Genomic DNA, 24,245 nt, shown 5'->3' on the forward strand with positions numbered 1-24,245 from the left:
CTCATTATCACTTTTTTGATATCTATGTTAGTTTTGTTCCGATATTCGCAACAATTCACGATGAGAGAACTTCCCGGAAAAATATTGTATTATCTCGTCATACTTCCTGTATCGCTATTGCCTTATTTTTTTCTGTATAGAATATCGGATTTTCTTTTTTTTCTTTTTTATTTTGTTTTGGGCTATCGTAAGAAGGTAGTTATTGGAAATATCAAACGTTCTTTTCCGGATAAAACGGAAGTAGAACATAACCGAATTGCAAAGGCATTTTATCGTCATTTTGCAGATCTGATTGTGGAGAGTCTTAAGGTTTTTACCATTTCTAAGAAGGAAGTGGGAGAAAGAATGAAATTTGTGAATCCGGAATTGATCAACCGGTATTTTGCAGAAGGGAAAAGTGTAATTTTGGCCGGGGGTCATTTTAATAATTGGGAACTTTTTGCGGTGGCCATTGATCAGGCAGTGAAGCATCAGAGCATTGCCATTTACAAGCCTTTGACCAATAAATTTTTTGATCGAAAAAATGCGTGCTACAAGGGGAAAATATGGTCTTGAAATGATTTCCATTAAGGATGTAAAGCCCGTTTTTGAGAAAAATAAATCTACACTGACACTTACTATATTTGGTACAGACCAGTCTCCGGGAAAAGTGAAAAATGCCTATTGGACCAGATTTTTAAATCAGGATACCGCAGTGCTTTATGGGACAGAGAAATATGCAAAAGAGTATAATTGTCCTGTAGTTTTTTGTTGTATTCATAAGATTTGCCGCGGACATTATTCCATTGAATTCCGGGACTTGATTCCCGACCCATCGAAAACCGTGTATGGAGAAATTACGGAGGCACATACTAAGATGCTGGAACAGGATATTCTTCGGAAATCCGGAATTTTGGCTTTGGAGTCATCGCCGATGGAAACATAAAAAGCCGTTGGAGTGAAAATTAAATTGAAGAGTAAATTTCGTACTTTTATTCCTGTACTTCAACTTTTATGGTAGTGATAGATATTCAATTAAGAACAGATGCTGACTGATTCATTTAACAGAAACCATGATTATCTTCGGATTTCCTTAACAGATAAATGTAATCTGCGTTGCACCTATTGCATGCCGGTTGACCCTCCCCATGGATTTTATGCAGGGAAAAATTTGATGAATGCAGAAGAGATCAATCGCCTTGCCGGAATTTTCGTGAAATTGGGCGTAAAGAAAATCCGCCTAACAGGTGGTGAGCCATTGATCAGGAAGGATGTGGCTGAAATCATACACCTGCTTTCACAATATCCTGTAAAACTTACGCTGACCACCAATGGCGTTTTTCTGGATCAGTTTATTGAAGTTTTTAAACAGGCTGGAATAAATTCTGTGAATGTGAGTCTGGATTCTTTAGAGTCGAATGCCTTTAAAATTATTTCGCAACGGGATCATTTTGATAAAGTCATGTCAAATATTCTCTTGCTGCTCAGGGAAGGCTTTCATGTCAAAGTAAATATGGTAGTGTTAAAAGAGTTGAACCATCTTGAAATAATTGATTTTATCCAATGGACAAAGGAATACCCGTTGCACGTACGTTTTATTGAGTACATGCCTTTTCGTGACAATAACTGGAACCATCTTCAGGTTTTTACTGCAGAAGAAATTTTATCTTTAGCAAGCCGGAAATTTAATTTTTATAAATTGAACGATCGTCCGAATGATACCGCCCGGAATTTTCAGGTTCACGATTATAAAGGGACATTTGCAATTATTTCAACGATGTCAGATCCATTTTGCAGCAACTGCAACAGATTGCGATTGACAGCAGATGGGAAAATGAAGAACTGCCTTTTTTCAACCGGAGAAGTGGATTTGCTTTCTGCATTGCGTAATCAGGAAGATGTAGAACAGCTGATTCGTCAATGTGTTTGGGATAAGAAAGCCGAACGGGGAGGGCAAATGGATGCAGCAATGGAAGATTTGAAAGCGGATGCACTAATGAACAGGTCAATGATCTCAATAGGCGGTTGATATGAAAGTGAAAAGAATGATTCATGATCACATGCCGGAGTTCGGAGAAGCGCAGCAAATCGTACTTAAGCATCTTCCCGCTCAATGGTTAAATCTGTTCCTCTATTGGAGGCAGTAGGTCGGGTGTTGGCTGAAAATATAAAAGTGACCACTGACTCTCCTCCGTTTCATCAATCTGCTATGGATGGTTATGCTTTTAATTTTAAGAGGTGGGATAAAGTGTCGCCTCTTCGTATTATTGATGAAATCCCGGCTGGTAAAGTATCAAAAAAATTGTTGAAAGCGAATGATGTTGTTAGAGTTTTCACAGGTTCCGCTGTACCTGCTACTGCTGATACTGTAGTGGTGCAGGAGAATGTGATAAAAGATGGTGCTTTTATTCACTTAAATGATCCTTTTCTGCAACAAGGGGCCAATATTCGTAAAAAGGGGTCGCAAATTAAAGCCGGTAACATTGCTTGCAGAAAGGGTGAAGTGTTGTCTGTGGGAGCTATCTCCTATCTTGCTTCATTGGGAGAGCGTAGAAAAAGTGAAAATATTTGCTCCTCCGGGTGTCAGTATATTGGTTACAGGTTCAGAGTTGTCCCAACCCGGAAATCGACTTCCCCCCGGTCATGTATTTGAATGCAATTCGTTTGGATTGTCTGCGGCTTTAGGGAAAATACAAATAGTGCCTGCCCTTATTGTGCATTGCAAGGATAAGGAGACTGATTTGGTAAAAGCGATCAGGAAATCACTAAAAGTATCGGATATTCTTATCCTGACAGGTGGTGTTTCGGTGGGGGATTATGATTTTGTGGCTGCAAGTTTAGAGAAATGTGGCGTGAAGAAAAAATTTCATAAAGTGCGTCAGAAACCGGGAAAGCCCTTGTATTTTGGAGTGAACGGTGAAAAATTAATTTTTGGTCTTCCCGGTAATCCGGCGGCAGTGTTATCCTGCTATTACACTTTTGTTTTAAGAGCAATAAGTGCTATGATGAAAGTGCCCTATACACATACTGTTCTTTTGCCGGCAATGAATTCATACAGTAAGAAGGGGACTTTAACGAATATTCTAAAAGCCCGGACAGCTGCACGTGGTGTGGAGATTCTGGATCATCAGGAAAGCTATAAGTTGAATGCAATGGTGGTGGCAGATAGTCTGGTTATTTTGCCTCCGGATAAGCAAGATGTGAAACCGGGTGATATGCTGGAGGTTCTATTGATAGATAATTGAACAAAGGATGGAAATTTCGTTTGCATTTTATTTTTTCTTGCTGCTGATTGCCTGCATGTATTCCTGCGTAGGACATGGCGGTGCAAGCGGCTACATTGCTTTAATGTCCATCTATGCTTTTTCTCCCGATTTTATCAAACCTGCGGCTTTGTTGTTAAATATAGTGGTTTCCATGCTTGCCTTTGTTCAATTCTACCGTGCAGGATATTTTAAGTGGGAATTGTTTTATCCTTTTGCTTTGGCTTCTGTTCCCGCTGCTTTTCTGGGTGGCACATTAATGGTGGATGAAGATGTTTTTCATGTGATTTTGGGTCTATTGCTCATCTTCCCGATTTTAAATTTATTGGGATTGTTTAATCCGGGAATAGAAAGTGTACAGCGAAAGCCTCCTTTGGTATGGGCATTTGTTGCAGGAGGATTAATCGGTTTCTTGAGCGGCGTGATGGGCGTAGGTGGTGGGATATTGCTCAGCCCATTACTTTTGTTGGCACGATGGGCAAATGTGAAAGAAACCGCTGCCATTTCTGCGCTCTATATTTTTGTGAATTCGGTGGCGGGATTGTTGGGTCATACCGTTGTAGGTTTCATCTTGGATGGTTCTTACTTTGTTTTGATCACAGTTGTGCTCCTGGGTGGTCTCGCCGGTGCATATATGGGTTCATTTAAATTGAATTCGCTTGTTTTGAAAAGAGTTCTGGCTGCTGTATTGTTAGTAGCAACAATTAAATTGATAATACTATGAGCGCAGCCAAACAAATAGACGGCTATATTCTGGCCGGAGGTAAGAGCTCGAGAATGGGGACAGATAAAGGTTTGTTGAAAGTGAACAACCGTTTCCTGATTGAATTTGCCATTGATCATCTTCGAAATTGTGTAGATAGAATATTCCTCTGTACCGGCAATCCTGAGTATGTTCAATTTGGTTTGGAATTGGTGCCGGATAAGATTCAAGAAGAAGGTCCTGCCAGTGCTATTGCAACAGCATTGCAGCATGCTATAGCACCGAAATTGTTTGTCTTAAGTTGCGATACCCCGTTCATAGGTGAAGTAATTATTCAACGAATTATTTCATTCTCAGAAGGTGCAGAAATTACGGTACCTTTGGTGAAGAACAGGATCGAACCCCTATGCGGTGTGTATGCTTCATCTTGTAAAGATAAATGGAAGGAACAGTTTGATGGCGGTGTGCGGAAAATGCAAACATTAATTGAACATTTTAATTTTAAAACACTGGATGGGGTGTCGGAAATCAAAGCGGACGAAATGGCCTTCATGAATATCAATTCACCGGAGGATTTTGAAATAGCAAAAAAACAACTAAGATGGGTGTAAAAATTCTTGTTTTTGGTAAATTAGCAGAGGTGATCCGGTTAAAGGAAATTGAAATCGCTGAAGTGAAGGATGTAGCTGCACTGCGTAGCCTTCTCATGAAAAATTATCCCGGACTGAACGGATTAAATTATATAGTAGCTGTGAACAGGAAAGTGGTGGCTGATGCATTTCCGATCAGTACAGGAGATGAAGTGGCACTGATGCCGCCCTTTTCAGGAGGTTGATGTATGGAAAAGAATGGGAACGATAGATATAGCCGCCAGATCATTCTTAAGGATTTTGGGCCCGAAGCGCAACAGCAATTAGCTCATGCCCGGGTACTGATCATCGGTGTTGGTGGACTCGGATGTCCTGTGTTAATGTATCTCGCCGCCGCAGGAGTAGGAACAATTGGAATTGCCGATGGTGATCATGTGGAATTGAATAACCTGCATCGACAAATTTTGTTTGACACCCCTGATGTCGGTTTATCAAAAGTGCAGGTGGCTTTTACGAAAATGAAACTGAAGAATCCTGAAGTAAAAATAGTTGCTCACGGTTGCTTTGTTTCTACAGCGAATGTTTTCGATCTGTTATCCTGCTATGATTTGATTGTTGATGCTACAGATAATTTTGCCTCCCGTTATATGATAAGTGATGCATGCCATTTGATGAATAAGCCGTTGGTGTATGGGGCAGTTTCCTGTTATTAAGGTCAGGTTGGTGTTTTTAATTTTAATCCGAATGGTTTTGCATCAAACTACAGAGATTTGTTTCCTGTGCCCCCTGCCCCCGGAGAAGCAAACTCCTGTACTACCGAGGGGGTTTTAGGGGTATTGCCGGGAATTATTGGCCTTATGCAGGCAAATGAAGTAATTAAAATACTTACCGGCGTCGGAATTCCCTTGATCAATAAATTATTTACCATTGATATTTCCGATTACCGTACACTTGAAATGGAAGTCTCCCCGGGTGTACATTCCGGAATGCCAGGTTCTGTTGAGGAGTTCATGCGTTTTGACTACGATTCTTTTTGTTCCGTTAATGCTACCTCTGATGAGGTGATTGCTGCTTTCACTTTGAAAGAATGGATGCTCAATGAAGAATGGAGTATCATCGATGTGCGTGAAAAGGAGGAGGTGAAAGAGAATGATTTGTTTTCAAGCGTAAATGTTCCTCTTTCCACTTTCAAAACTGAAATAGAAAATGTTACTTTAGCGGAGAATGTGATTTTCGTTTGTGCTTCCGGCGTGCGAAGTCGTCTGGCTTTGGATATTGCTAAGAATATTTTTCCTGAAAGAAAATTGTTTTGCCTTAGAGAAGGTGTTCAAGCATTGATTAATTTAGAGTTTCAAAAGGAAAATTAAGATGTCAGAAAAGAAGAAGAAGACAATGTTTGTTGATGGGCCGATAACACCGGCATTCATTGCAGAAGCTATCTCAAAACATAGTGCTAATTTGGAAATTGGAGCTCATGATATTTTTCTCGGACAGGTTCGCGCCGATGAAATCAAGGAGAAGAAGGTGATTTCAATTTTGTATTCAGCTTATGAACCCATGGCAGAAGATGTCGCTTATGAAATCAGGGAAGCCATTTTTGAAAAGTATCCCCTAACTTGTATGCATATTTATCATAGTCTGGGAAATGTGAAGGCCGGTGAGATTTCCCTGTTTATTTTCACCTCTTCAAAGCATCGAAAAGCAGCCATAGATGCCTGTTCTGAACTCGTTGAAAGAGTCAAAGCAGAAGTTCCTGTTTGGGGGAGGGAAATTCTCGAAGATGAGACTTATATTTGGAAAGAAAATAAAGAAATACCTCAAAATTAATATGATTACTACTGAACATTTGACGGATCTGGAAATAGCCCAAAAAGCTGATATTAAGACCATTAGAGATATTGCCAGGGGGATGGACCTTGATTTGGATCTTTTGGAGCAGTATGGAAAGTTCAAGACGAAACTGCCTTTGTCGCTGATAAATGAAGAAAAAGTAGCTAAGGGTAATCTGATCCTCGTTTCTGCAATCAATCCAACCCCTGCCGGAGAAGGAAAAACAACGGTTTCTATTGGTCTAAGCGATGGATTAAATAAAATTGGAAAAAATTCAGTGGTAGTTCTTCGGGAGCCTTCCCTGGGTCCCGTTTTTGGTATGAAAGGTGGTGCTGCGGGCGGTGGTTACTCTCAGGTGATTCCCATGATTGATATCAACCTGCATTTTACAGGGGACTTTGCCGCCATTGAAAAAGCAAATAATTTATTGGCAGCGCTGATCGATAATAATATTCAGAGCAAAGTGAATAACCTGAATATCGATCCACGAACGGTTGTCTGGAAACGTGTCATGGATATGAATGACCGTGCACTTCGTCATATTATTATTGGAGTCGGCGGTAGCGCGAATGGCATTATGAGAGAAGATGGTTTTAATATTACTGCTGCATCTGAAGTCATGGCAATCATTTGTCTTTCTAATGATATTGATGATTTGAAGAAGCGGTTGGGTAATATATTTATAGGCTATACATTCGATAAAAAGCCAATATTCGCCCGCGATCTGAAAGCACAAGGAGCGATGGCCTTATTGTTGCGTGATGCGATTAAGCCCAATCTCGTGCAGACGCTTGAAAATAATCCTGCAATAATTCATGGTGGACCTTTTGCAAATATCGCCCAGGGAACTAACACGATCGTAGCTACGAAAATGGGACTCTCTCTATGTGACTATGCGGTGACGGAAGCCGGATTTGGTGCTGATTTGGGGGCAGAGAAATTCCTGGATATTAAATGTCCGATGGCCGGTTTGAAGCCCAAAGCGATAGTGCTGGTGGTGACCATCCGCGCTTTGCGCCATCATGGCGGTGCGAAAAAAGCGGAATACAATACGCCAAATATGACTTATCTGGAGAGAGGCTATGAGAATCTCGCAAAGCACATTGAGAATTGTAAGAAGTTTGGACTGACTCCGGTGGTTGCAATTAACAGTTTTTACAGTGATACAGAAGAAGAGGTGAATTATGTTCAGACCCGGTGCGCAACAGAAGGGGTGAAAGCGGTTGTTTCTAAAGGATGGGAGTTTGGAGGAGAGGGAACAAAAGATCTCGCTCGTGCTGTGGTGGAGATTATTGAGAGCGGAAAGAATAATTATAAGCCACTTTATGAAATGAGTCTTCCATTGGAGGATAAAATTAAAAAAATAGCTACTGAAATCTATGGAGCAGATGATGTCACCTATTCTTCGAAAGCGAAATCACAATTGAAAGATTATATTGAACTTGGTTTTAATCATCTTCCGGTTTGCATGGCTAAAACACAAATGTCATTTTCTGACGATGAGAAAAAAATTGGAAGACCCAAAGGTTTTAAAGTGAACGTGCGTGAATTTGAACTCGCTGCCGGTGCAGGTTTCGTAGTGCCAGTGCTGGGAACGATAATGCGTATGCCGGGTTTACCTGCAGTACCAGCTTCAGAAGGAATGGATATCGATAACAATGGGAATATAACCGGACTTTCATAAATAATGGATGTTAAAACCTACCGGGGACTTTTTTACAACGAGGGACTTTTTTCCACGGTTGAAGACGTATTGGCTGTTGAGGAAGCATTGAGTATTTCAATCAACAATATTCCTTTTACGATAACGATGCGTTCACCGGGCAGTGAAAAGGAGTTAGTAAGAGGCTTGCTGTTATCGGAAGGAATTTTTAAGGATACTGCTCTCGACCCCGATATTCAGATCACTGCTACTAACGGTAAGGGATATGTTACTTCAGTAAATGTGGTGATTCCGGATTGGCTATTGTTAAAGGATTTTTCAGGATCTAGAAATATGATGTCGGTTTCTTCCTGTGGGATCTGTGGGAAGAAAACCTGGGACGAAGAAATGGATACTATACAGCTAAAGAAATCCGGTGTTATCGATCCGGGTTGGGTTGCTTTGATGTTTGAACGTATGAGTGACCAGCAGAAAGCGTTTACTCAATCCGGAGGGACACATGCCGCTGCTGCATTTACATTGGAGGGTGAATTGTTAGATATAAGAGAAGACATCGGTCGTCACAATGCAGTGGATAAGGTCATTGGTGCCTTGCTGTTAAATAAAAAATCAGACAGCGCGGGATTTTTGACTGTTAGTGGAAGAATCAGCTATGAAATTGTGAGCAAAGCAGCCCTCGCCGGAATTCCTGTGCTCGCTTCTGTTTCTGCTCCGAGTAGTCTGGCAGTAGATTCTGCTGAGAAATGTGGAATGACCTTGCTGGCCTTCTGTAGAAAGAAAAAATTGACCGTGTATTCACACCCGGAACGTGTGTTGCAAAAACAAATAGTGTAAAATAATATTGCCGGAAAATGTCGAAGAATTTAAGCGAATTAGCAGGACGAAAAGGACTTAGCAAGACTCTCTTTGAAGAACTCGGGAATGCCGCTTCTCAAAATGGTACTCCATCCGGGAGTGATATGGATGCTTTGTGCGATGAATTCCTTGTAGGAAAGGCGAATGTATATGGTACGGTTTCCTTTTATGATTTTTTAAAACCGGAGAATCAGGGAAAGAAAGTGTATGTATGCAACGGAAGCGCTTGCATGACAGCAGGAACACAGGATGCTTTGAAAGCGAAGTTGCGAAAACAATACGCAGTTCAGGAGATAGGGGAGATGTGTTGTTTGGGCCGTTGTCACGAGAATAATGCGTTTCATGTGAACGGAAAAAATTATTCTGGCACTGATATTGAAAAATTTAACAGTGCTGCGGATGATGTAACTGCAGAGAAGTACGCCGTTGGAAGTAAGGGTACTCCTGTACTAACTGCACCTTACGGAGATGTAAAATCCTATTATTCGATTTTTCTGGATGCGTTGAAGAAATCTCCTGATGAACTTTTAGCAGAATTGAAAGATTCCGGTTTAAGAGGAAGAGGTGGAGCAGGATTTTCAATGGCGTTTAAATTGGAGTCGTGTAGGAATAGTACCGGTGAAGTGAAGTTTATCGTCTGTAATGCCGACGAGGGTGATCCCGGTGCGTATTCCGATCGATACATTATGGAACAACGCCCGCATGCCATGCTGATGGGGATGATGTTGGCAGGGTATATTACCGGTGCTGCCTATGGAGTGGTGTATATCCGTGCAGAGTACCCGGAGTCCATTACTATTATTGAAGAGTCAATTGCATATTTAAGAAGGGAACAATTAATCGGAGAAGCTATTCAGGGATCTTCATTTTCTTTCGATTTCAAAATTATTAAAGCACAGGGGGCCTATATCTGCGGAGAGGAAACCGCGCTTTTATCCTCTATTGAAGGGCAACGTCCTGAAGTGCGTACGCGTCCCCCTTATCCCACGCAACAAGGACTTTTCAATAAACCAACGGTCGTTAATAATGTAGAGACGCTCGCCAATCTACCTTTCATTTTTAAAAATGGTGGTAAAGCGTATGCCTCAATCGGCACGGCAAAATCTACAGGAACAAAGTTAGTTTCACTCGATGGATTCTTTAATCGACCCGGTATTTATGAAGTGGACATGGGCACTCCATTAAAAGTAGTGATCGACGAATTAGGTGGCGGTTTCCGGAAGCCGGTAAAAGCAATGCACATAGGCGGTCCGTTAGGTGGTTTGGTGCCCGTACCGAAAATTGATAGCCTTACCGTTGACTTCGATTCCTTTGCCCGCGAAGGATTTTTGCTGGGTCATGCTTCCGTAGTTTGTATTCCCGATGATTATCCATTGATTGCCTACCTGGAACATTTATTTCGGTTTACCGCTCATGAAAGCTGTGGAAAATGTTTCCCTTGTCGTCTTGGTTCAACACGTGGTTATGAAATGATTGATAAAGCAAGGAATAGTGATTATAAAATGGATAAAACATTAATGAATGATTTGCTCGAAACACTGGAAACAGGATCACTTTGCGCCTTAGGTGGTGGTCTTCCATTGCCGGTAAAGAATGCATTGAAATATTTTGAAACGGAATTGGCTCCTTACTTCAATAAATTGTAAAATGAGTAAATCAGCATATATCAATGATACCTTGTTCCCAATTCAGGAAGGGGAAACAATTTTGAACTTCGTGCGTCGTCATTTCGGAAAGGATTATGTACCTACTTTATGTGATGCGCCCAACCTCGATCCTTATGGTGCTTGTCGTGTTTGTAGTGTCGATGTGGCCTTGGTGAAAGATGGTCCCGCAAAAGCACAGGCATCCTGTCATACCCCTGTCATTCCGGGATCGTTTATTTTTACAGAGTCTGAGCGAATCCAACGATTGCGGAAAAATATTATTGAATTGGTCTTAACAGATCATCCGCTGGATTGCCTGACGTGCGAGGTCAATAATAATTGTGAACTGCAAACGGTAGCTGCCCGCGTGGGGATTCGTGAGGTGAGATATCCTGCCGGAAAAAATCATTTGCATTATGCAAAGGATAAATCACATCCCTACATGACGTCTGATTTTTCCAAATGTATTAACTGCGGTCGCTGTGTGCGGGCCTGCGATGAAGTGCAGGGCGAGTTGGTACTCAGCATGGCCGGACGAGGTTTCGATAGTCACATCGTGAAGAGCAATAACAATAGTTTTTTTGAATCGGATTGTGTGAGTTGTGGTGCGTGTGCCCAGGCTTGTCCCACTTCGGCCATATCGGATGTATTCGAGTCTAAATCGGTGGTGGCTGATAAAAAAGTGAGAACGATTTGCACGTATTGTGGTGTTGGTTGTAATTTGGATATTGCGGTTGTCAATGGAAAAGTGAAATCCATTCAGGCACCTTATGATGCAGAAGTGAACGAAGGACATACCTGTCTCAAAGGGCGTTTTGCTTTTTCTTTCTATAATCATCCGGATCGTCTCCGTACTCCAATGATCCGTCGTAACGGTGAATTACAGCCTGCCACATGGGACGAAGCTTATGATTATATCACTGCTCATCTTTCTGAAGTAAAATCTAAGTATGGCCCTGATGCTATTGCAGGAATTTCTTCGGCACGTTGCACCAATGAAGAGAATTACCTCATGCAGAAATTTATTCGCGCCGTAATAGGTACAAATAACATTGACTCCTGCGCAAGAGTTTGTCATTCACCCACAGCATTGGGGATGCAACGTGCATTTGGTACCGGTGCTGCTACCAATTCCATCATTGATTTAAAGTACACCGATTGCATCATGGTGATTGGTGCGAATCCCACCGATGCGCATCCAGTTACAGGTGCAAAGTTGAAGCAGTTTGCGATGAAGGGCAAAACAACGATCGTGATTGATCCGCGAAGAACGGAGATTGCACGTTATGCCACTTACCACCTGCAACTGAAGCCGGGAACCAATGTGGCACTGCTCAACATGATGTTGTACTACATTGCTTCTTCAGGGTTGGAAGATAAAGATTTTATAGAGCGACGCACTGAAGGGTATGACGAATTCAAAGCGCAAATTCTGAAAGTGAATATTGATCAACTGGAAGAGATTACGGGTGTAAACAGAGAGCTGGTGAAAGCCGCAGCACTTGCTTATGCCAAAGCACCGAATGCTATGTCATTTCATGGACTGGGTGTAACAGAACATAGTCAGGGCTCTTATACCGTCATGCTGATATCTGATCTCGCCATGATCACGGGGAATATTGGCCGGCGTGGCGTTGGAGTAAATCCATTGCGCGGACAAAATAACGTGCAGGGTGCAGCGGATATGGGTTGCCAGCCTCATCAGGGAGCCGGTTATCTGAATGCATACGATCCGGAAATCAATAAGCAGTATGAGGAATTTTATAAAGTGAAAATCCCGATAGGAAAAGGATTGAAAATTCCGGAGATGTACGAGGCATCCATAGGAGGGAAGCTCAAAGCGATGTGGCTCATGGGTGAAGATTTGATTCAAACCGATCCCAATACCAATGTAGTCATTGCGGCGATGAACAATCTCGACCTGCTCGTAGTACAGGAAATTTTTATGACGGAAACGTGTAAGTATGCGCATGTGGTGCTTCCTGCTGCATCTTTCCTGGAGAAGGATGGTACCTTTACCAATGGTGAACGAAGAATTCAGAAAGTGCAGAAAGTCGTAGAGCCGCTCGCAGGTACAAAGAGTGATGGGCAGATAATGGTAGATATCATGAAGCGTATGGGATTTCCTCAGGAAGATTATCATCCGGCTACCCTGCTCAAAGAGATTTCAAGAATTGTCCCCTTCTTCGCAGGAGTGAAATGGGAGGAACTGGGTGAGAATGGTAAACAATGGCCGGTACTCGCCGATGGATCGGATACGGAAATACTCCACACCGAAACTTTTAAGAGAGGAAAGGGAATGTTTCATTATTTTGACTGGAAAGAATCTGAAGAGCTTAGAAAGAATGGAAAAGAGTTTCCTTATATCATCACCACCAACCGCGAACTGGAGCATTACAATGCCGGTACCATGACCAGACGTACAGGGAATGTGGACATTCTTACTGAAGATGTACTCCTGATTCATCCCGATGATGCAAAGAAACATTTTATTGAAGAGGGAGATATGGTATGTGTTGAATCGCCGAGAGGAAAGGTCGATATAAAAGCCCGGTTAACTGATGAAGTGAAACAAGGTGTGCTAAGTACGACCTTCCATTTCCCGGATCTCACATTGAATGTCATCACCAGTAGTGAACGCGATTCGGAAGCGATGTGTCCGGAATATAAAGTGGTCGCAGTGAATATCAGAAAGAGTAAAGGGAAGTTTAAGGAGAGAGAGAAAGTATGATAAATATAACGCATAAAAGTAGCACGCTACGTAAAGCTATCGCTGCGGCGGTCGTTAAAGTGAGTGCAGTTTCTACCATTGATGCTATTTTGGAGAAGCGTGTGCCGAAGGGAGATGTGCTGGAGTGTTCACGTGTAGCCGGACTTTTTGCAGTAAAGAAAACCAGTGAAATGATTCCCGATTGCCATCCTCTTCCTGTAGAGTATACAGCCATCCGGCATATAATTGAAGGATTGGAAATACACATCGAAGTTGAAGTGCATACCATTTACAAAACCGGTGTAGAGGTGGAAGCCATGCATGGTGCTTCTGTTGTTGCATTGACCATTTATGATATGCTTAAACCCATCGATAAGGGAATTGAGATAAGTCAGATTCGATTGCTGAATAAATCCGGAGGGAAAAGTGATTTTAAGAATAAGCCCATGAGAGCACTCAAAGCTGCTGTTATCGTTTGTTCGGATACCATTTCTGCCGGAAAGAAATCCGATAAGGCAGGATTGGTAATTATGGAAAAATTAAAAGTAGCCGGTATTAGTGATCTGCAGTATGATATTATTGCTGATGAGATAGAGCTGATAGCTGATAAAGTTAAATCGTATTCAGCACAACATGTTGATTTGATCATTTTCACCGGTGGGACAGGACTTTCGAAAAGAGATGTTTCACCTGAAGCCATTCAGCCCTTACTCGACAGAGAGATACCGGGAATTATGGAAGCTGCGCGCAGCTACGGTCAATCGCGGACGCCCTATGCGATGTTATCGAGAGGAGTGGCCGGAATGAGAGGGAAATCGCTCGTGTTGACGTTGCCGGGTTCTACCAGGGGTGCTGCGGAGAGCATGGATGCCTTGTTTCCACACCTGTTGCATGTCTTTGCCGTGGCAGAAGGTGCTCGTCATGAGAAGGAATCCGTGACTGAAAAAGAGGAGTTGAATAATTAAATGGTTGTGAAAAGTAGTGCAGATTATGATTTCATTATTTGAAAAATACTTATTATTAATTTCATTACCACTCTACTCATTGGTCATACTTACTGAAGTAGTGATGAGTAACTGGCAGATGAAAGCATTCTATTCTGTCAAAGAGTTTATCATGAACTTTTACATGACAGTAGTGAATGCCGGGATAGATTTACTCTTTCGGGGTGTATATTTGATTGCATTGTTTTTTATATATGAACTTAGTCCGGCTGAAACAGCATTGAATCCAATTACATATTGGGTTTTATTATTTCTTCTGGAAGACCTTGCATTCTATGTGGAGCATCGCATGGATCATTCCACCCGAATCTTATGGGCGGTGCATGTTACCCATCATTCTTCACCGGAGTTTAATTTAAGTACAGGCTTCAGGTCTTCCGTGTTGCAGCCGCTCTACCGGTTTATTTATTTTCTTCCCATCGCATTCTTAGGTTTTGATCCGGTTGACATTCTGTTCATGTATTCCCTCACACAGGTCTATGGGGTATTGGTGCATACACAGTACATCAATAAAATGCCTTCCTGGTTTGAAGCTATTTTTGTAAGTCCATCACATCACCGCGTTCATCATGCCAGTAATGTGTTGTATCTCGACAAAAACATGGGAATGGTATTAATTATCTGGGATAAACTTTTCGGTACCTTTCAACCTGAAGTCCCCGAAGAGCCCGTAAAATTTGGTATTACAACAATGCCTGACCATCCTTATCATCCCATAAAAGGCATCACCCATGAATTTAAAAACATAGGTCAGGACTTAAGTAAAGATATTCCATGGAAAGCTAAACTGGGCTACGTTTTCATGCCACCCGGCTGGAGCCATGACGGTAGTACAAAAACTTCACGGGAACTGCAAGATGAACTTCAAACGCAAAAACAGTTAGATAATGAACTAAAGAGTATTTTCAAAGATAGATTACTTGAAGAGAGTCTTTAGTAATCGAATCTTTGCTACTAGCTTCTTGCTTCTGGCTGCTTGCTTTTTTTCAGGAGAATTCGAATTCCTGTACCATCCATGAAAATATTTGCAAGAGTAAAGCGAATCCCTGTTTGGATGTTCGCAAATATAGAAGAATAGAATCTTCTGATAATTTTTCAAGCTTTCTGAGCTAGCAGCCAGAAGCAAGCGGCAAGAAGCCAAACGAAATTTTCAAACCTGTTTACTCGCTTTCTTTGACCCGGAATAAATTTCAAATTTTAAAAAACGGCATTCAATCGGACCATTGTACAATTGCATTTTGCGGGAAGGTCGTAATCCAATAAACTTTGCAACTTCCAGATTGCCTGTGAAAATCCAGCAGGTCCAGCCTTTAAAATCTTGTTTCATTTTATCTCCCATGCGTTGATACATATCCATGATGTCTTTCGGTTCAATGCGTAACCCATAGGGTGGATTGCAAATTAAAACACCTTCTTCAGCAGGAACAGGGAATTTTTCAAAAGGACATTTTTTTAAGCGGATCACATCCGATAAGCCCGCATGTTCTATATTTTGTCGTGCTTTGTCCAATACAGTTCCGCTGATATCAGAGCCGTAGAGTAGGAGACCCTCCGGTTTTAATTCTGCTGCTATGGCATCTTTGTAAATTTGTTTCCATAAGGCTTCATCAAAATCTTTCCAGCCTTCAAATCCAAATCGCTGTTTGTGTTTGTTGGGGGCGATATTCAGGGCAATCATGGCGGCTTCAATGAGGATGGTTCCGCTGCCGCACATATAATCAGCCAATGGCATTTTTCTGTCCCATCCACTGAGCATCACTAAGGCTGCTGCCAAAGCTTCGTTGATGGGTGCCTTTTCAGAATTCTCAGGGCCGTACGGCAATGCAAATTTGCTTTGTACATCAATGCCAGATCGCCCTCAAACTCCACCGCCCGGGTTAAAATACGGGTTTCTGTTGCCCCCAGTGCCTCAAGTTCCTGAGATAATATTTCTTCGCACCCGGCGAATGTTTTAGCAATGAGGAGCATATGATTTTACCCGGTGGAAGAATGCCGGACTCCGAAAGTAGTGAATTATTCTCCCGAATGAATAATTTTCGTGTAGAGCTATTCGAGGGTATGTTGCCGGATTGATAAAAACTGAATTGCGGTTTGATCACTATTTTATTTTTCTGAGTTTTCACTATTTTTGAACTCAACTATAACTGTTATATATGATGAAAGCATTAGGATTAACGATTTCAGGCACTACTTTTATACTCCTACTGCAAATTATACCAGTTCAGAGTAAAATTTCAGGTGCACCGGCAGGACATACAGGTTCTCCCGGTGATGGTCAATCCTGTAATGTTTCCGGATGTCATACCGGCTCTCCAACATCCGCATGGGTCTTTGATTTATCAAATTCGATTCCTGCTTCAGGATATGTACCGGGACAAACCTATACGTTCACCGTTTTTATGACCAGGAATTCAACTACAAGATTTGGTTTTCAATGTTCGCCACAAGATTTAAGCGGGAATCTGGTGGGTACTTTGATCATTAGTAATACTGTCCAAACGCAATTAAATGGCAATGGAAAATATGTGACGCATACACAAATTGGGACAACAGGTCCAAACGTAAAAACATGGAGTTTTGACTGGCAGGCCCCGGTGGCGGGATCGGGTCCGGTAGTGTTTTATTCGGGCTTCAATTATGCAAACAATAATTTTTCACCCAGTGGAGATTTTACCGGTAGCGTAGCGGATACTGTAGTAGAAAATACCAGCGTAGGACTGCTGGATATGGTTTCGGATGTTAAGCCCCTATTAGTTTACCCTAATCCTGTTCGTGATGAACTGCAAATCGTGTTAAATTCCGGTTTGAAGGGAAAATTAAATTTTACCTTGTTTCAACTCAATGGAGAACAGATGCTGCAATGGTCGAATGAGGCGGATGCTGTGTTTGATCCGTTTGTTAGAGTTACTTTGCCGGAGAACATCAGAAACGGTGTTTACCTTCTTAAAACCGATGATAGCAACCATTCGTTTATTGAGCGGATTTTAGTCATGAGGTAAATTCACTTTGATGGAAATTGCCTTTTCTATTTCCGGCTTACTACGGAATCGTTTGATTCAAAATTTAAAGGCGATAGCATTGTACTTTTTTATAAAGTATGGTAATAGAACTCTTATTTAATTTCTTGATTTATTTCTTCTGCAGTGATCAGATTATAAATTAGTCATTTCATATTCTTTTAATGCTATAGAAATATTTTTCAAAGTGCTCCAAAAAAATATTTTATCCTACCGGAACATGTTTTTTATTATGCTCGTCGGTACAGTTTTAACGGCTATCACATCCTGACATTGTAGTTGCTAATGCCTCGAACATTGAGTCTCCATTGCCTACCGAACGAAGCTTTAGCGAAAAATGGTTTTAAATGAAGAATACCCTTTAGATGACGATTTCTATTCGCTTGAAATCTCAATCAATAATTTTCGATAAACTGATTTGCTAAACGGTAAAAATCGCGAGGCTTCATGATCATAATTTTCTCGAAAACTTCTTCACTAAAGCTTCGACGTTGCAGATCGTAACGAAGTGAAGATCCCGAGTGGAATGCGAAGCAGGGAGCACCGGGAACCGAAGAGCTGCTATCCAATCTCTTAAGCGTTAATCTCCGCATTTCCCATCTCCATAAAGTTTGTTTCCCGCAAAACCATCTCCGCAAAAACCATCTCCGCAAAAACCATCTCTGCAAAACCCATTACCGCAAAACCCATCTCCGCAAAACCCATTCCCGCAAAACCCATCTCCGCAAAACACATCTCCGCAAAATCCATCTCCGCAAAACACATTTCCGCAAAACCCATCTCCGCAAAATCCATCTCCGCAAAATCCATCTCCGCAAAATCCATCTCCGCAAAATCCATCTACACAAAATCCATCTCCACAATATCCATCTCCACAAAACACATCTGCCCAAAACACATCTGCGCACCACCCATCTCCCCGCAGCCCAATTCTAACTTCTAATTAATTCCTAATTCCTAATTCCTAATTCCTAATTCCTAATTCTGAATTCTGAATTCTGAATTCTGAATTAGCCCTACCGAGGTAAACAAGTGCAAAATCCTTCTTTGCATTGAAATGTAACAAACCAGCACAAAAATAGTATAAAGGTGTTCTGGTTGAAGCGAAAGTTATGTTCATTATTTCTTTAAATCAATTATAATCAAGATCTAAAACAGAGCCCTTCGTTCCAGAAATTCAACTGCAATCCACCATTAAATTATAAAAAATGAATAAAAATTTTACAAAAAAGAACCACCCGTAGCTTGTCAACCACAACTATCGCGTGTCTCCTGTTCGTTCTTCTGTTGACACAGAAATCGATTGGACAAACCTCAGTTACCGCCGGTATAACATCAGCCGGATATTCCTTGAATACTTCAGCCATTGCTGTTGATCCGGGAATAGTCATCACCTCCGGGTCTACTATTAATGGATTTAAGGTGACCATTTCAGCAGGCTTAAAATCTTCAGATGTACTGTCGTATACAGGAGCACTGCCCTCCGGAATCACTGTCACTGCTTATAACAGCAGTACCGGTGTGATTACATTCAACGGTTCCACATCTGCTGCCAATTGGCAAACATTTTTAAGAACTGTTACCTATCAGAATACAAATACGGCTCAATATGGTGATCGTACCATAACATTCAGTGCCGGGAATTTATCGGCAAATTCAAATGGGCACTTTTATGAATATGTGAGTACCGGGGGGTCCTGGACAACGGCTAAATCATCAGCCGCAGCACGAACTTATTTGGGTTATACCGGATATTTGGCTACAATTACTTCAGCTGCAGAAAACGCTTTTATTCGTCAGGTATTAAATGCAGATGCATGGATTGGTTCATCGGATGAAAGAACACAAATAAATACAGCTACCGGAGCTTCTACTTATGCAAATCAGGCAGCAGCAGAAGGTAATTGGTATTGGGTGACAGGGCCGGAAGCGGGAACAAGGTTTTCGATTGGAATAATATTTCCAATAACTCCGCTACAGGTGCACAAGTGATTTGTAACGGTTCATCTGCTTCTGCAATTACAGGCGCAACTCCTTATGGTGGAAACGGATCTTATACCTATAAATGGATCAGTTCGACCACAAGTTCAACATCCGGTTTTGCAGATGCCTCCGGTACAATTAATACGGCCAGTTATACGCCGGGGTCTTTAACCAATACTACATGGTACAAACGCGTGGTTACTTCAGGCTCTCTTTCAGATACAAGTGCTGCAATTATGAAAACGGTGAATCCTGCTTTAAGTTCATCAGCATCACAAACCAATGTTGCCTGTAATGGTGCAACAACAGGAATTGCTTCCATTTCAGTAAGCGGGGGACATCAGGTTATTCTTATAGCTGGTCTCCTTCAGGAGGAACTGCTGCTTCTGCATCAGGATTGACAGCAGGAACATACACCTGCCTGGTGACCGACGGAAACGGATGTACTCTTTCAAGAAATTATACGATCACTCAACCATCTGCTTTAAGTGCATCAACCTCTTCTACCAATGTGAGCTGTAATGGTGCAACTAACGGTACGGCAGCGGTGATAATGTCCGGTGGTACCCCTTCTTATTTCTATTCATGGTCACCGTCAGGCGGAACAAATGCAACAGCAACCGGTCTTGCGGCAGGAGCTTATACTTGTGTGACTACCGATATCAATGGCTGTACGATTGCAAGAAACTTTGCGATCACTCAACCCACCGCTTTAAACATAAGCAATAGTTCTACAATGTGAGTTGCAATGCCGGCACCAATGGTACAGCTTCTGTATCTCCTGCGGGTGGAACAAGTCCTTATACTTATTCCTGGTCAAATGGTGGTACATCAGCTTCTAAAACCGGATTGGCTGCAGGTGCTTATACCTGTACAACAACAGATGCAAACGGTTGTACATCTGTAGCAACGTTTACAATTACACAACCTACTGCATTGAGCGCTTCAACTTCGTCAACAAATATTTCTTGTAATGGCGGTTCAAATGGTACTGCCGGAGTTTCTATCAGCGGTGGAACCAGTTCTTATTCGTATTCATGGGCTCCGTCAGGTGGAACTGCAGCTACTGCTACAGGGTTGTCTGCCGGAACATATACATGTACGGTAACCGATGCCAATGGATGTACACTTTCTCAAAATTATACCATCACGCAACCAACAGTCTTAGCGGCCTCTACCTCTTCTACCAATGTGGCATGTAATGGTGCGACAACAGGTGCTGCATCTATTTCTGTTTCCGGCGGTACTGCATCGTATTCGTATGCATGGACTCCTACGGGTGGTACCGGTGCTTCTGCAACAGGTCTCGCAGCAGGTGCTTATACTTGTGTGGCTACGGACGCGAATGGTTGTACGATTGCCAGAAACTATACGATCACACAACCCACTGCTTTAAGTATCAGCAATAGTTCCACCAATGTGAATTGCAACGGCGGTACGAATGGTGCAGCATCAGTTACTCCATCAGGCGGAACGACTCCTTATACGTATGCCTGGTCAAACGGTGGAACATCTTCTTCTAAAACAGGTTTGAGTGCAGGTACCTATACTTGTACTACGACTGATGCCAACGGATGTACATCTGTAACTACGTTTACCATCACACAGCCCACTACAATGGCAGCAACAGCAACATCAACCAATGTTTCCTGTAATGGTGGTAGCAATGGTCAGGCAGTTATTTCTGTAAGCGGTGGAACAAGTTCTTATTCGTATGCATGGTCTCCTTCAGGAGGAACTTCGGCAACAGCTTCCGGATTATCAGCAGGAACTTATACCTGTGTGGCTACCGATGCAAATGGATGTACCATCTCTCAAAATTATACAATTACACAACCTACTGTTTTAGCAGCATCTTCTTCTGCCACAAATGTAGATTGTAACGGCAATGCCAACGGAACAGCTACTGTAACGCCTTCCGGTGGTACAAGTGGATATACGTATTCCTGGTTCCCTTCCGGACAAACAACAGCAACAGCTACAAGTTTACAAGGTGGATCATATACCTGTACCATTACCGATGCCAACGGATGTACCACTGTTAGTTCAGTGCAGATTACAGAACCGGGTGCGTCATTATCGATTAATGCGGGTGGATCAGATGTGACTTGTAATGGACAGGCAACAGGTCTCGCTGCAACAGGAGTAGGTGGTGGAACATTCCCTTATACTTACCTCTGGTCGAATGGAAGTACCAACGGTGCAGTCAATGGTTTGATGGCCGGTGTATATACTTGCACAGTAACCGATGCCAATGGTTGTTCAACACAAACGTCAATAACAATTAATGAACCAACTGCAATTACTGTTTCAACATCAACAATAGATCCACTTTGTTTCGGGTTAACCGGTAGTGCTTCAGTGAATGCAACAGGTGGCACAGGAAATATTACTTTTAGCTGGACCAATGGTGGTTCAGGTGCTGCTGTGAATAATCTTGCAGCAGGTACGTATACAGTAACTGCAACGGATGATAATTTCTGTACCATCGATCAGACAGTAACGATTACTGAACCCGCACAAATCAGCAGCACAACCGCTATCACAAGTCCTCTTTGTAATGGCGGTACCGGTACGGCAACTATTAACGTGACCGGTGGCACAGGTGCATATACTTACCTCTGGTCAAGTGGTGGTACTACTGATACAGAGCAGAATCTCGGCGCCGGACAATATACTGTTGATGTTACAGACGCCAATGGATGTACTTATACAGAAAACGTTACTGTTACCGAACCTACTGCTATTTCAACAACCTTTAGCACAGTAGATCCATTATGTAATGGTGGAACAGGAAATGCAACAATAGGAGTAACCGGTGGTACAGGAAACATTACGTATGCCTGGTCAACCGGTGGTACAACGGATACAGAAATCAATCTGGCCGCAGGTACTTATACAGTACAAGTGACCGATCAAAACGGTTGTATCGAAAATACTTCAGTAACGATCAATGAACCTGCCGCAATTACTGCAACGGGAACAGCGACCGATGAAAATTGCAATCAGTTAAATGGTACTTTATCCATCACTACAGGTGGTGGTACAGGTAACTTATCTTATTTATGGGATAATGGAAACACCACAAGTGCATTAACCGGTTTGAGTACAGGTTCGTATATGGTTACCGTTACAGACGATAACGGATGTGCTGAATCTTTCACCTTCGCTGTAGGAGCCACTGCAGTTCCGGTAGCCGTTTCAACCGCTGTTGGTGTTACTTGCAACGGGGATAGTAATGGTTCTATTGACTTACAGGTAACTTCAGGTACCGGAAATTATACCTATAACTGGAGCAACGGAATGACCACTGAAGATCTCCAGACTTTACCCGGAGGAACATATCTCTGTACGGTAACAGACGCGGCAGGATGTTTCACTATTGCAACAGTGACAGTGAATGAGCCTTCAGCCATCAACGGAACATATACGACTACCAATGAAGTTGCCGGTAATGACGGAAGTATTGATCTTACCGTGAGCGGTGGAACAGCGGGATATACATTTATGTGGGATAACGGTGCAACGACTGAAGATATCAGCGGGCTTCCCGCCGACGATTATACGGTGATCATTACGGATGCCAACGGTTGTACTACCAGTTATACGATTACGGTGAGTTCTTCTGTAGGACTTGATCCTAATGCAAATGCTATAATCGTTCAGGTTTATCCTAATCCTAACACAGGTGTATTCTTCATTAAAGGCTTACCAGCGGGACAATACCGTGTGGTGGATGCCATCGGTCGCTCCATTACACAGTTTGTAGCGCAGAATTCAGATCAAACGATTCTGGATCTAAGCCATATCAGCAATGGAATGTACTTCATCCATACAGCCGATGGAAGCCTGAACCACATCGCGAAATTCTCGATCATGAAATAAGATATTATTCTATCAGCTGAAATAAAAATCAGTTTCAGGAGAAGTCCTGTCTCACCCGGGACAGGACTTTTTCTATTGTAATCACTTCATTTTTAAGCATTGCAAATTCCGGATCATAGGTTAAGTATAGTTTTGAAAATGGGACATGAAAAGGACGGTCAGCCCCTTAACCCTTAACCCTTAAACCTTAAACCTTGAACTTTAAACTTTAAACTTTAAACTTTAAACCATGAAGCAGAATCGCGAAAAGCGATACGCTTCATGGGACCCCTTAAACAAAAAAAAGGCTCCATCCTGTTACGGAGAGAGCCTTTTCTAATGTAGTAAATATCTGAGTAATTATTTATATCGTTTTAAGCGATAAAAACAATGACAGGTTTTTACCAAAGGATTAATGAGCGTTAGCCAATCTTACGTTGATAGCGTTCAAACCTTTCTTACCTTGTTGAGTTTCGTACTCAACTTCATCATTTTCACGGATGTCTTCTGTTAATCCTGATACATGAACAAATAACTCCTGTCCATTTTCTTCTGTGATAAAACCAAAACCTTTAGCTTCATTGAAGAATTTTACTGTTCCTTTTTTCATTTGTTTTTTTAATTGTGCTCGTGGAATACGAGCGGTTATTGTTTAATTAGTTGGCAATAGCGCCAATGTTTTTATCTTTTTATTTCAGGATTCGAAATGAACCATAGGATATTTAGATCCTGAAATTGAAGTGGAGTGTGAGTTGTTGTTAATTTGCGTGGAATGAAATCTGTTCATTCATTAAAACCACTGCGGTGATGGGTGAGCGTTTAAAATGGAAATGATAATGATCTGTTTTATTATTCGGTTATTACTTATTTGATGTCAAACTATTCTTAATATTAAAATTTCTAATACGCCGAAGTTATTTTAGTTTATTTCAGATGGCTTTTTTACGTGTACTATCTGATAATGTTGCAAATGTACTACGAATTCTTCTCAAAACCTAATTGGGTAATCCCGCATTTCATCGAATATATTTATAAGTATTTGATATATAGTATAATAGATGTATTTTTATTATTATTTTGTCTTGGTTTTCATCCTTTTTGAAGAAAGTAGGTCTATTGTGAATTAAATAAATGTTGG

At 41.8% G+C, this 24,245-nt stretch carries 25 protein-coding genes; 22 read left to right on the plus strand and 3 right to left on the minus strand.

The genetic code is table 11. From position 1 onward, the window contains the following. The first annotated feature begins 60 nt into the window (after window positions 1-60). From IPJ86_07925 to IPJ86_08005, 17 genes are all read left to right on the plus strand, one after another. A complete protein-coding gene (locus IPJ86_07925; GenBank protein ID MBK7887219.1) occupies window positions 61-555 on the plus strand; it encodes a hypothetical protein in 495 nt (164 codons plus the stop codon). Next, on the plus strand, window positions 524-925 hold the full coding sequence (locus tag IPJ86_07930) for a hypothetical protein (GenBank protein ID MBK7887220.1): 402 nt from the start codon (window positions 524-526) through the stop codon (window positions 923-925). Before IPJ86_07925 ends, IPJ86_07930 begins: the two co-directional genes overlap by 32 nt. A 99-nt stretch (window positions 926-1,024) precedes the next feature. Next, window positions 1,025-2,008: a GTP 3',8-cyclase MoaA gene (gene moaA / locus IPJ86_07935; GenBank protein MBK7887221.1), complete on the plus strand. Its 984-nt coding sequence runs from the start codon at window positions 1,025-1,027 to the stop codon at window positions 2,006-2,008. Between the two features lie 84 nt (window positions 2,009-2,092). Then, a complete protein-coding gene (locus IPJ86_07940) occupies window positions 2,093-2,632 on the plus strand; it encodes a hypothetical protein (protein ID MBK7887222.1) in 540 nt (179 codons plus the stop codon). After that, window positions 2,538-3,224, plus strand: a complete 687-nt coding sequence (locus tag IPJ86_07945; protein ID MBK7887223.1) for a hypothetical protein — start codon at window positions 2,538-2,540, stop codon at window positions 3,222-3,224. Before IPJ86_07940 ends, IPJ86_07945 begins: the two co-directional genes overlap by 95 nt. A 7-nt stretch (window positions 3,225-3,231) precedes the next feature. After that, window positions 3,232-3,966: a sulfite exporter TauE/SafE family protein gene (locus IPJ86_07950; protein ID MBK7887224.1), complete on the plus strand. Its 735-nt coding sequence runs from the start codon at window positions 3,232-3,234 to the stop codon at window positions 3,964-3,966. Then, the gene (locus IPJ86_07955; protein ID MBK7887225.1) at window positions 3,963-4,556 is read left to right on the plus strand and encodes a molybdenum cofactor guanylyltransferase; all 594 of its coding nucleotides are present in this window, start codon (window positions 3,963-3,965) and stop codon (window positions 4,554-4,556) included. Before IPJ86_07950 ends, IPJ86_07955 begins: the two co-directional genes overlap by 4 nt. Continuing rightward, window positions 4,547-4,780, plus strand: a complete 234-nt coding sequence (locus tag IPJ86_07960; GenBank protein ID MBK7887226.1) for a MoaD/ThiS family protein — start codon at window positions 4,547-4,549, stop codon at window positions 4,778-4,780. The genes IPJ86_07955 and IPJ86_07960 overlap by 10 nt, the downstream gene beginning before the upstream one ends. 3 nt (window positions 4,781-4,783) lie before the next feature. Beyond that, the gene (locus IPJ86_07965) at window positions 4,784-5,248 is read left to right on the plus strand and encodes a HesA/MoeB/ThiF family protein (protein ID MBK7887227.1); all 465 of its coding nucleotides are present in this window, start codon (window positions 4,784-4,786) and stop codon (window positions 5,246-5,248) included. Between the two features lie 57 nt (window positions 5,249-5,305). After that, window positions 5,306-5,902, plus strand: a complete 597-nt coding sequence (locus IPJ86_07970) for a hypothetical protein (GenBank protein MBK7887228.1) — start codon at window positions 5,306-5,308, stop codon at window positions 5,900-5,902. Between the two features lies 1 nt (window position 5,903). Beyond that, a complete protein-coding gene (locus IPJ86_07975) occupies window positions 5,904-6,362 on the plus strand; it encodes a molybdenum cofactor biosynthesis protein MoaE (protein MBK7887229.1) in 459 nt (152 codons plus the stop codon). A 1-nt stretch (window position 6,363) separates the two neighbouring features. After that, on the plus strand, window positions 6,364-8,049 hold the full coding sequence (locus IPJ86_07980) for a formate--tetrahydrofolate ligase (protein MBK7887230.1): 1,686 nt from the start codon (window positions 6,364-6,366) through the stop codon (window positions 8,047-8,049). A 3-nt stretch (window positions 8,050-8,052) separates the two neighbouring features. Continuing rightward, on the plus strand, window positions 8,053-8,862 hold the full coding sequence (gene fdhD, locus IPJ86_07985; GenBank protein ID MBK7887231.1) for a formate dehydrogenase accessory sulfurtransferase FdhD: 810 nt from the start codon (window positions 8,053-8,055) through the stop codon (window positions 8,860-8,862). A 17-nt stretch (window positions 8,863-8,879) separates the two neighbouring features. Next, window positions 8,880-10,529, plus strand: a complete 1,650-nt coding sequence (locus tag IPJ86_07990; protein ID MBK7887232.1) for an NAD(P)H-dependent oxidoreductase subunit E — start codon at window positions 8,880-8,882, stop codon at window positions 10,527-10,529. A gap of 1 nt (window position 10,530) precedes the next feature. After that, window positions 10,531-13,260, plus strand: coding sequence for a formate dehydrogenase subunit alpha (gene fdhF / locus IPJ86_07995; GenBank protein MBK7887233.1), 2,730 nt, complete (start codon window positions 10,531-10,533; stop codon window positions 13,258-13,260). Further along, window positions 13,257-14,204, plus strand: a complete 948-nt coding sequence (locus tag IPJ86_08000) for a bifunctional molybdenum cofactor biosynthesis protein MoaC/MoaB (protein MBK7887234.1) — start codon at window positions 13,257-13,259, stop codon at window positions 14,202-14,204. The genes fdhF and IPJ86_08000 overlap by 4 nt, the downstream gene beginning before the upstream one ends. A 25-nt stretch (window positions 14,205-14,229) precedes the next feature. After that, the gene (locus IPJ86_08005; protein ID MBK7887235.1) at window positions 14,230-15,180 is read left to right on the plus strand and encodes a sterol desaturase family protein; all 951 of its coding nucleotides are present in this window, start codon (window positions 14,230-14,232) and stop codon (window positions 15,178-15,180) included. 213 nt (window positions 15,181-15,393) lie between these two features. Here the strand turns inward: IPJ86_08005 and IPJ86_08010 are convergent, their stop codons facing one another. After that, window positions 15,394-16,065, minus strand: coding sequence for a hypothetical protein (locus IPJ86_08010; GenBank protein ID MBK7887236.1), 672 nt, complete (start codon window positions 16,063-16,065; stop codon window positions 15,394-15,396). A 331-nt stretch (window positions 16,066-16,396) separates the two neighbouring features. Between IPJ86_08010 and IPJ86_08015 the strand changes: the two genes are divergently transcribed. Continuing rightward, complete coding sequence (locus IPJ86_08015) at window positions 16,397-17,242, plus strand: T9SS type A sorting domain-containing protein (GenBank protein MBK7887237.1); 846 nt, start codon at window positions 16,397-16,399, stop codon at window positions 17,240-17,242. 598 nt (window positions 17,243-17,840) lie between these two features. Here IPJ86_08015 and IPJ86_08020 read toward each other — a convergent pair. Then, window positions 17,841-18,158, minus strand: coding sequence for a hypothetical protein (locus IPJ86_08020; protein MBK7887238.1), 318 nt, complete (start codon window positions 18,156-18,158; stop codon window positions 17,841-17,843). 347 nt (window positions 18,159-18,505) lie between these two features. Between IPJ86_08020 and IPJ86_08025 the strand changes: the two genes are divergently transcribed. Genes IPJ86_08025 through IPJ86_08040 form a run of 4 tightly spaced genes read left to right on the plus strand, consistent with a single transcriptional unit; the run spans window position 18,506 to window position 23,128 of the window. Then, window positions 18,506-19,252, plus strand: coding sequence for a hypothetical protein (locus IPJ86_08025; GenBank protein ID MBK7887239.1), 747 nt, complete (start codon window positions 18,506-18,508; stop codon window positions 19,250-19,252). Continuing rightward, on the plus strand, window positions 19,249-19,644 hold the full coding sequence (locus IPJ86_08030) for a hypothetical protein (protein ID MBK7887240.1): 396 nt from the start codon (window positions 19,249-19,251) through the stop codon (window positions 19,642-19,644). Before IPJ86_08025 ends, IPJ86_08030 begins: the two co-directional genes overlap by 4 nt. Continuing rightward, window positions 19,641-19,985, plus strand: a complete 345-nt coding sequence (locus IPJ86_08035; GenBank protein ID MBK7887241.1) for a SprB repeat-containing protein — start codon at window positions 19,641-19,643, stop codon at window positions 19,983-19,985. The genes IPJ86_08030 and IPJ86_08035 overlap by 4 nt, the downstream gene beginning before the upstream one ends. Beyond that, the gene (locus tag IPJ86_08040) at window positions 19,982-23,128 is read left to right on the plus strand and encodes a T9SS type A sorting domain-containing protein (GenBank protein MBK7887242.1); all 3,147 of its coding nucleotides are present in this window, start codon (window positions 19,982-19,984) and stop codon (window positions 23,126-23,128) included. Before IPJ86_08035 ends, IPJ86_08040 begins: the two co-directional genes overlap by 4 nt. A gap of 391 nt (window positions 23,129-23,519) precedes the next feature. Here IPJ86_08040 and IPJ86_08045 read toward each other — a convergent pair whose 3' ends face one another. Continuing rightward, the gene (locus IPJ86_08045; protein ID MBK7887243.1) at window positions 23,520-23,717 is read right to left on the minus strand and encodes a cold shock domain-containing protein; all 198 of its coding nucleotides are present in this window, start codon (window positions 23,715-23,717) and stop codon (window positions 23,520-23,522) included. Window positions 23,718-24,245 lie beyond the last annotated feature (528 nt).

The sequence above is a fragment of the Bacteroidota bacterium genome (assembly GCA_016713925.1).
Lineage (GTDB): Bacteria > Bacteroidota > Bacteroidia > AKYH767-A > OLB10 > JAJTFW01.

Bases quoted from the DNA above. Each gene is read 5' to 3' on its own strand.
- fdhD (MBK7887231.1), top strand. From the start codon at position 8,053: ATGGATGTTAAAACCTACCGGGGACTTTTTTACAACGAGGGACTTTTT.
- IPJ86_07955 (MBK7887225.1), top strand. From the start codon at position 3,963: ATGAGCGCAGCCAAACAAATAGACGGCTATATTCTGGCCGGAGGTAAG.
- IPJ86_08015 (MBK7887237.1), top strand. From the start codon at position 16,397: ATGATGAAAGCATTAGGATTAACGATTTCAGGCACTACTTTTATACTC.
- IPJ86_07950 (MBK7887224.1), top strand. From the start codon at position 3,232: ATGGAAATTTCGTTTGCATTTTATTTTTTCTTGCTGCTGATTGCCTGC.
- IPJ86_07980 (MBK7887230.1), top strand. From the start codon at position 6,364: ATGATTACTACTGAACATTTGACGGATCTGGAAATAGCCCAAAAAGCT.
- IPJ86_07960 (MBK7887226.1), top strand. From the start codon at position 4,547: ATGGGTGTAAAAATTCTTGTTTTTGGTAAATTAGCAGAGGTGATCCGG.
- IPJ86_07930 (MBK7887220.1), top strand. From the start codon at position 524: ATGCGTGCTACAAGGGGAAAATATGGTCTTGAAATGATTTCCATTAAG.
- IPJ86_08000 (MBK7887234.1), top strand. From the start codon at position 13,257: ATGATAAATATAACGCATAAAAGTAGCACGCTACGTAAAGCTATCGCT.
- IPJ86_07925 (MBK7887219.1), top strand. From the start codon at position 61: ATGAGAGAACTTCCCGGAAAAATATTGTATTATCTCGTCATACTTCCT.
- moaA (MBK7887221.1), top strand. From the start codon at position 1,025: ATGCTGACTGATTCATTTAACAGAAACCATGATTATCTTCGGATTTCC.
- IPJ86_08045 (MBK7887243.1), bottom strand. From the start codon at position 23,717: ATGAAAAAAGGAACAGTAAAATTCTTCAATGAAGCTAAAGGTTTTGGT.
- IPJ86_07975 (MBK7887229.1), top strand. From the start codon at position 5,904: ATGTCAGAAAAGAAGAAGAAGACAATGTTTGTTGATGGGCCGATAACA.
- IPJ86_07940 (MBK7887222.1), top strand. From the start codon at position 2,093: ATGGTTAAATCTGTTCCTCTATTGGAGGCAGTAGGTCGGGTGTTGGCT.
- IPJ86_08005 (MBK7887235.1), top strand. From the start codon at position 14,230: ATGATTTCATTATTTGAAAAATACTTATTATTAATTTCATTACCACTC.
- fdhF (MBK7887233.1), top strand. From the start codon at position 10,531: ATGAGTAAATCAGCATATATCAATGATACCTTGTTCCCAATTCAGGAA.
- IPJ86_07990 (MBK7887232.1), top strand. From the start codon at position 8,880: ATGTCGAAGAATTTAAGCGAATTAGCAGGACGAAAAGGACTTAGCAAG.
- IPJ86_07965 (MBK7887227.1), top strand. From the start codon at position 4,784: ATGGAAAAGAATGGGAACGATAGATATAGCCGCCAGATCATTCTTAAG.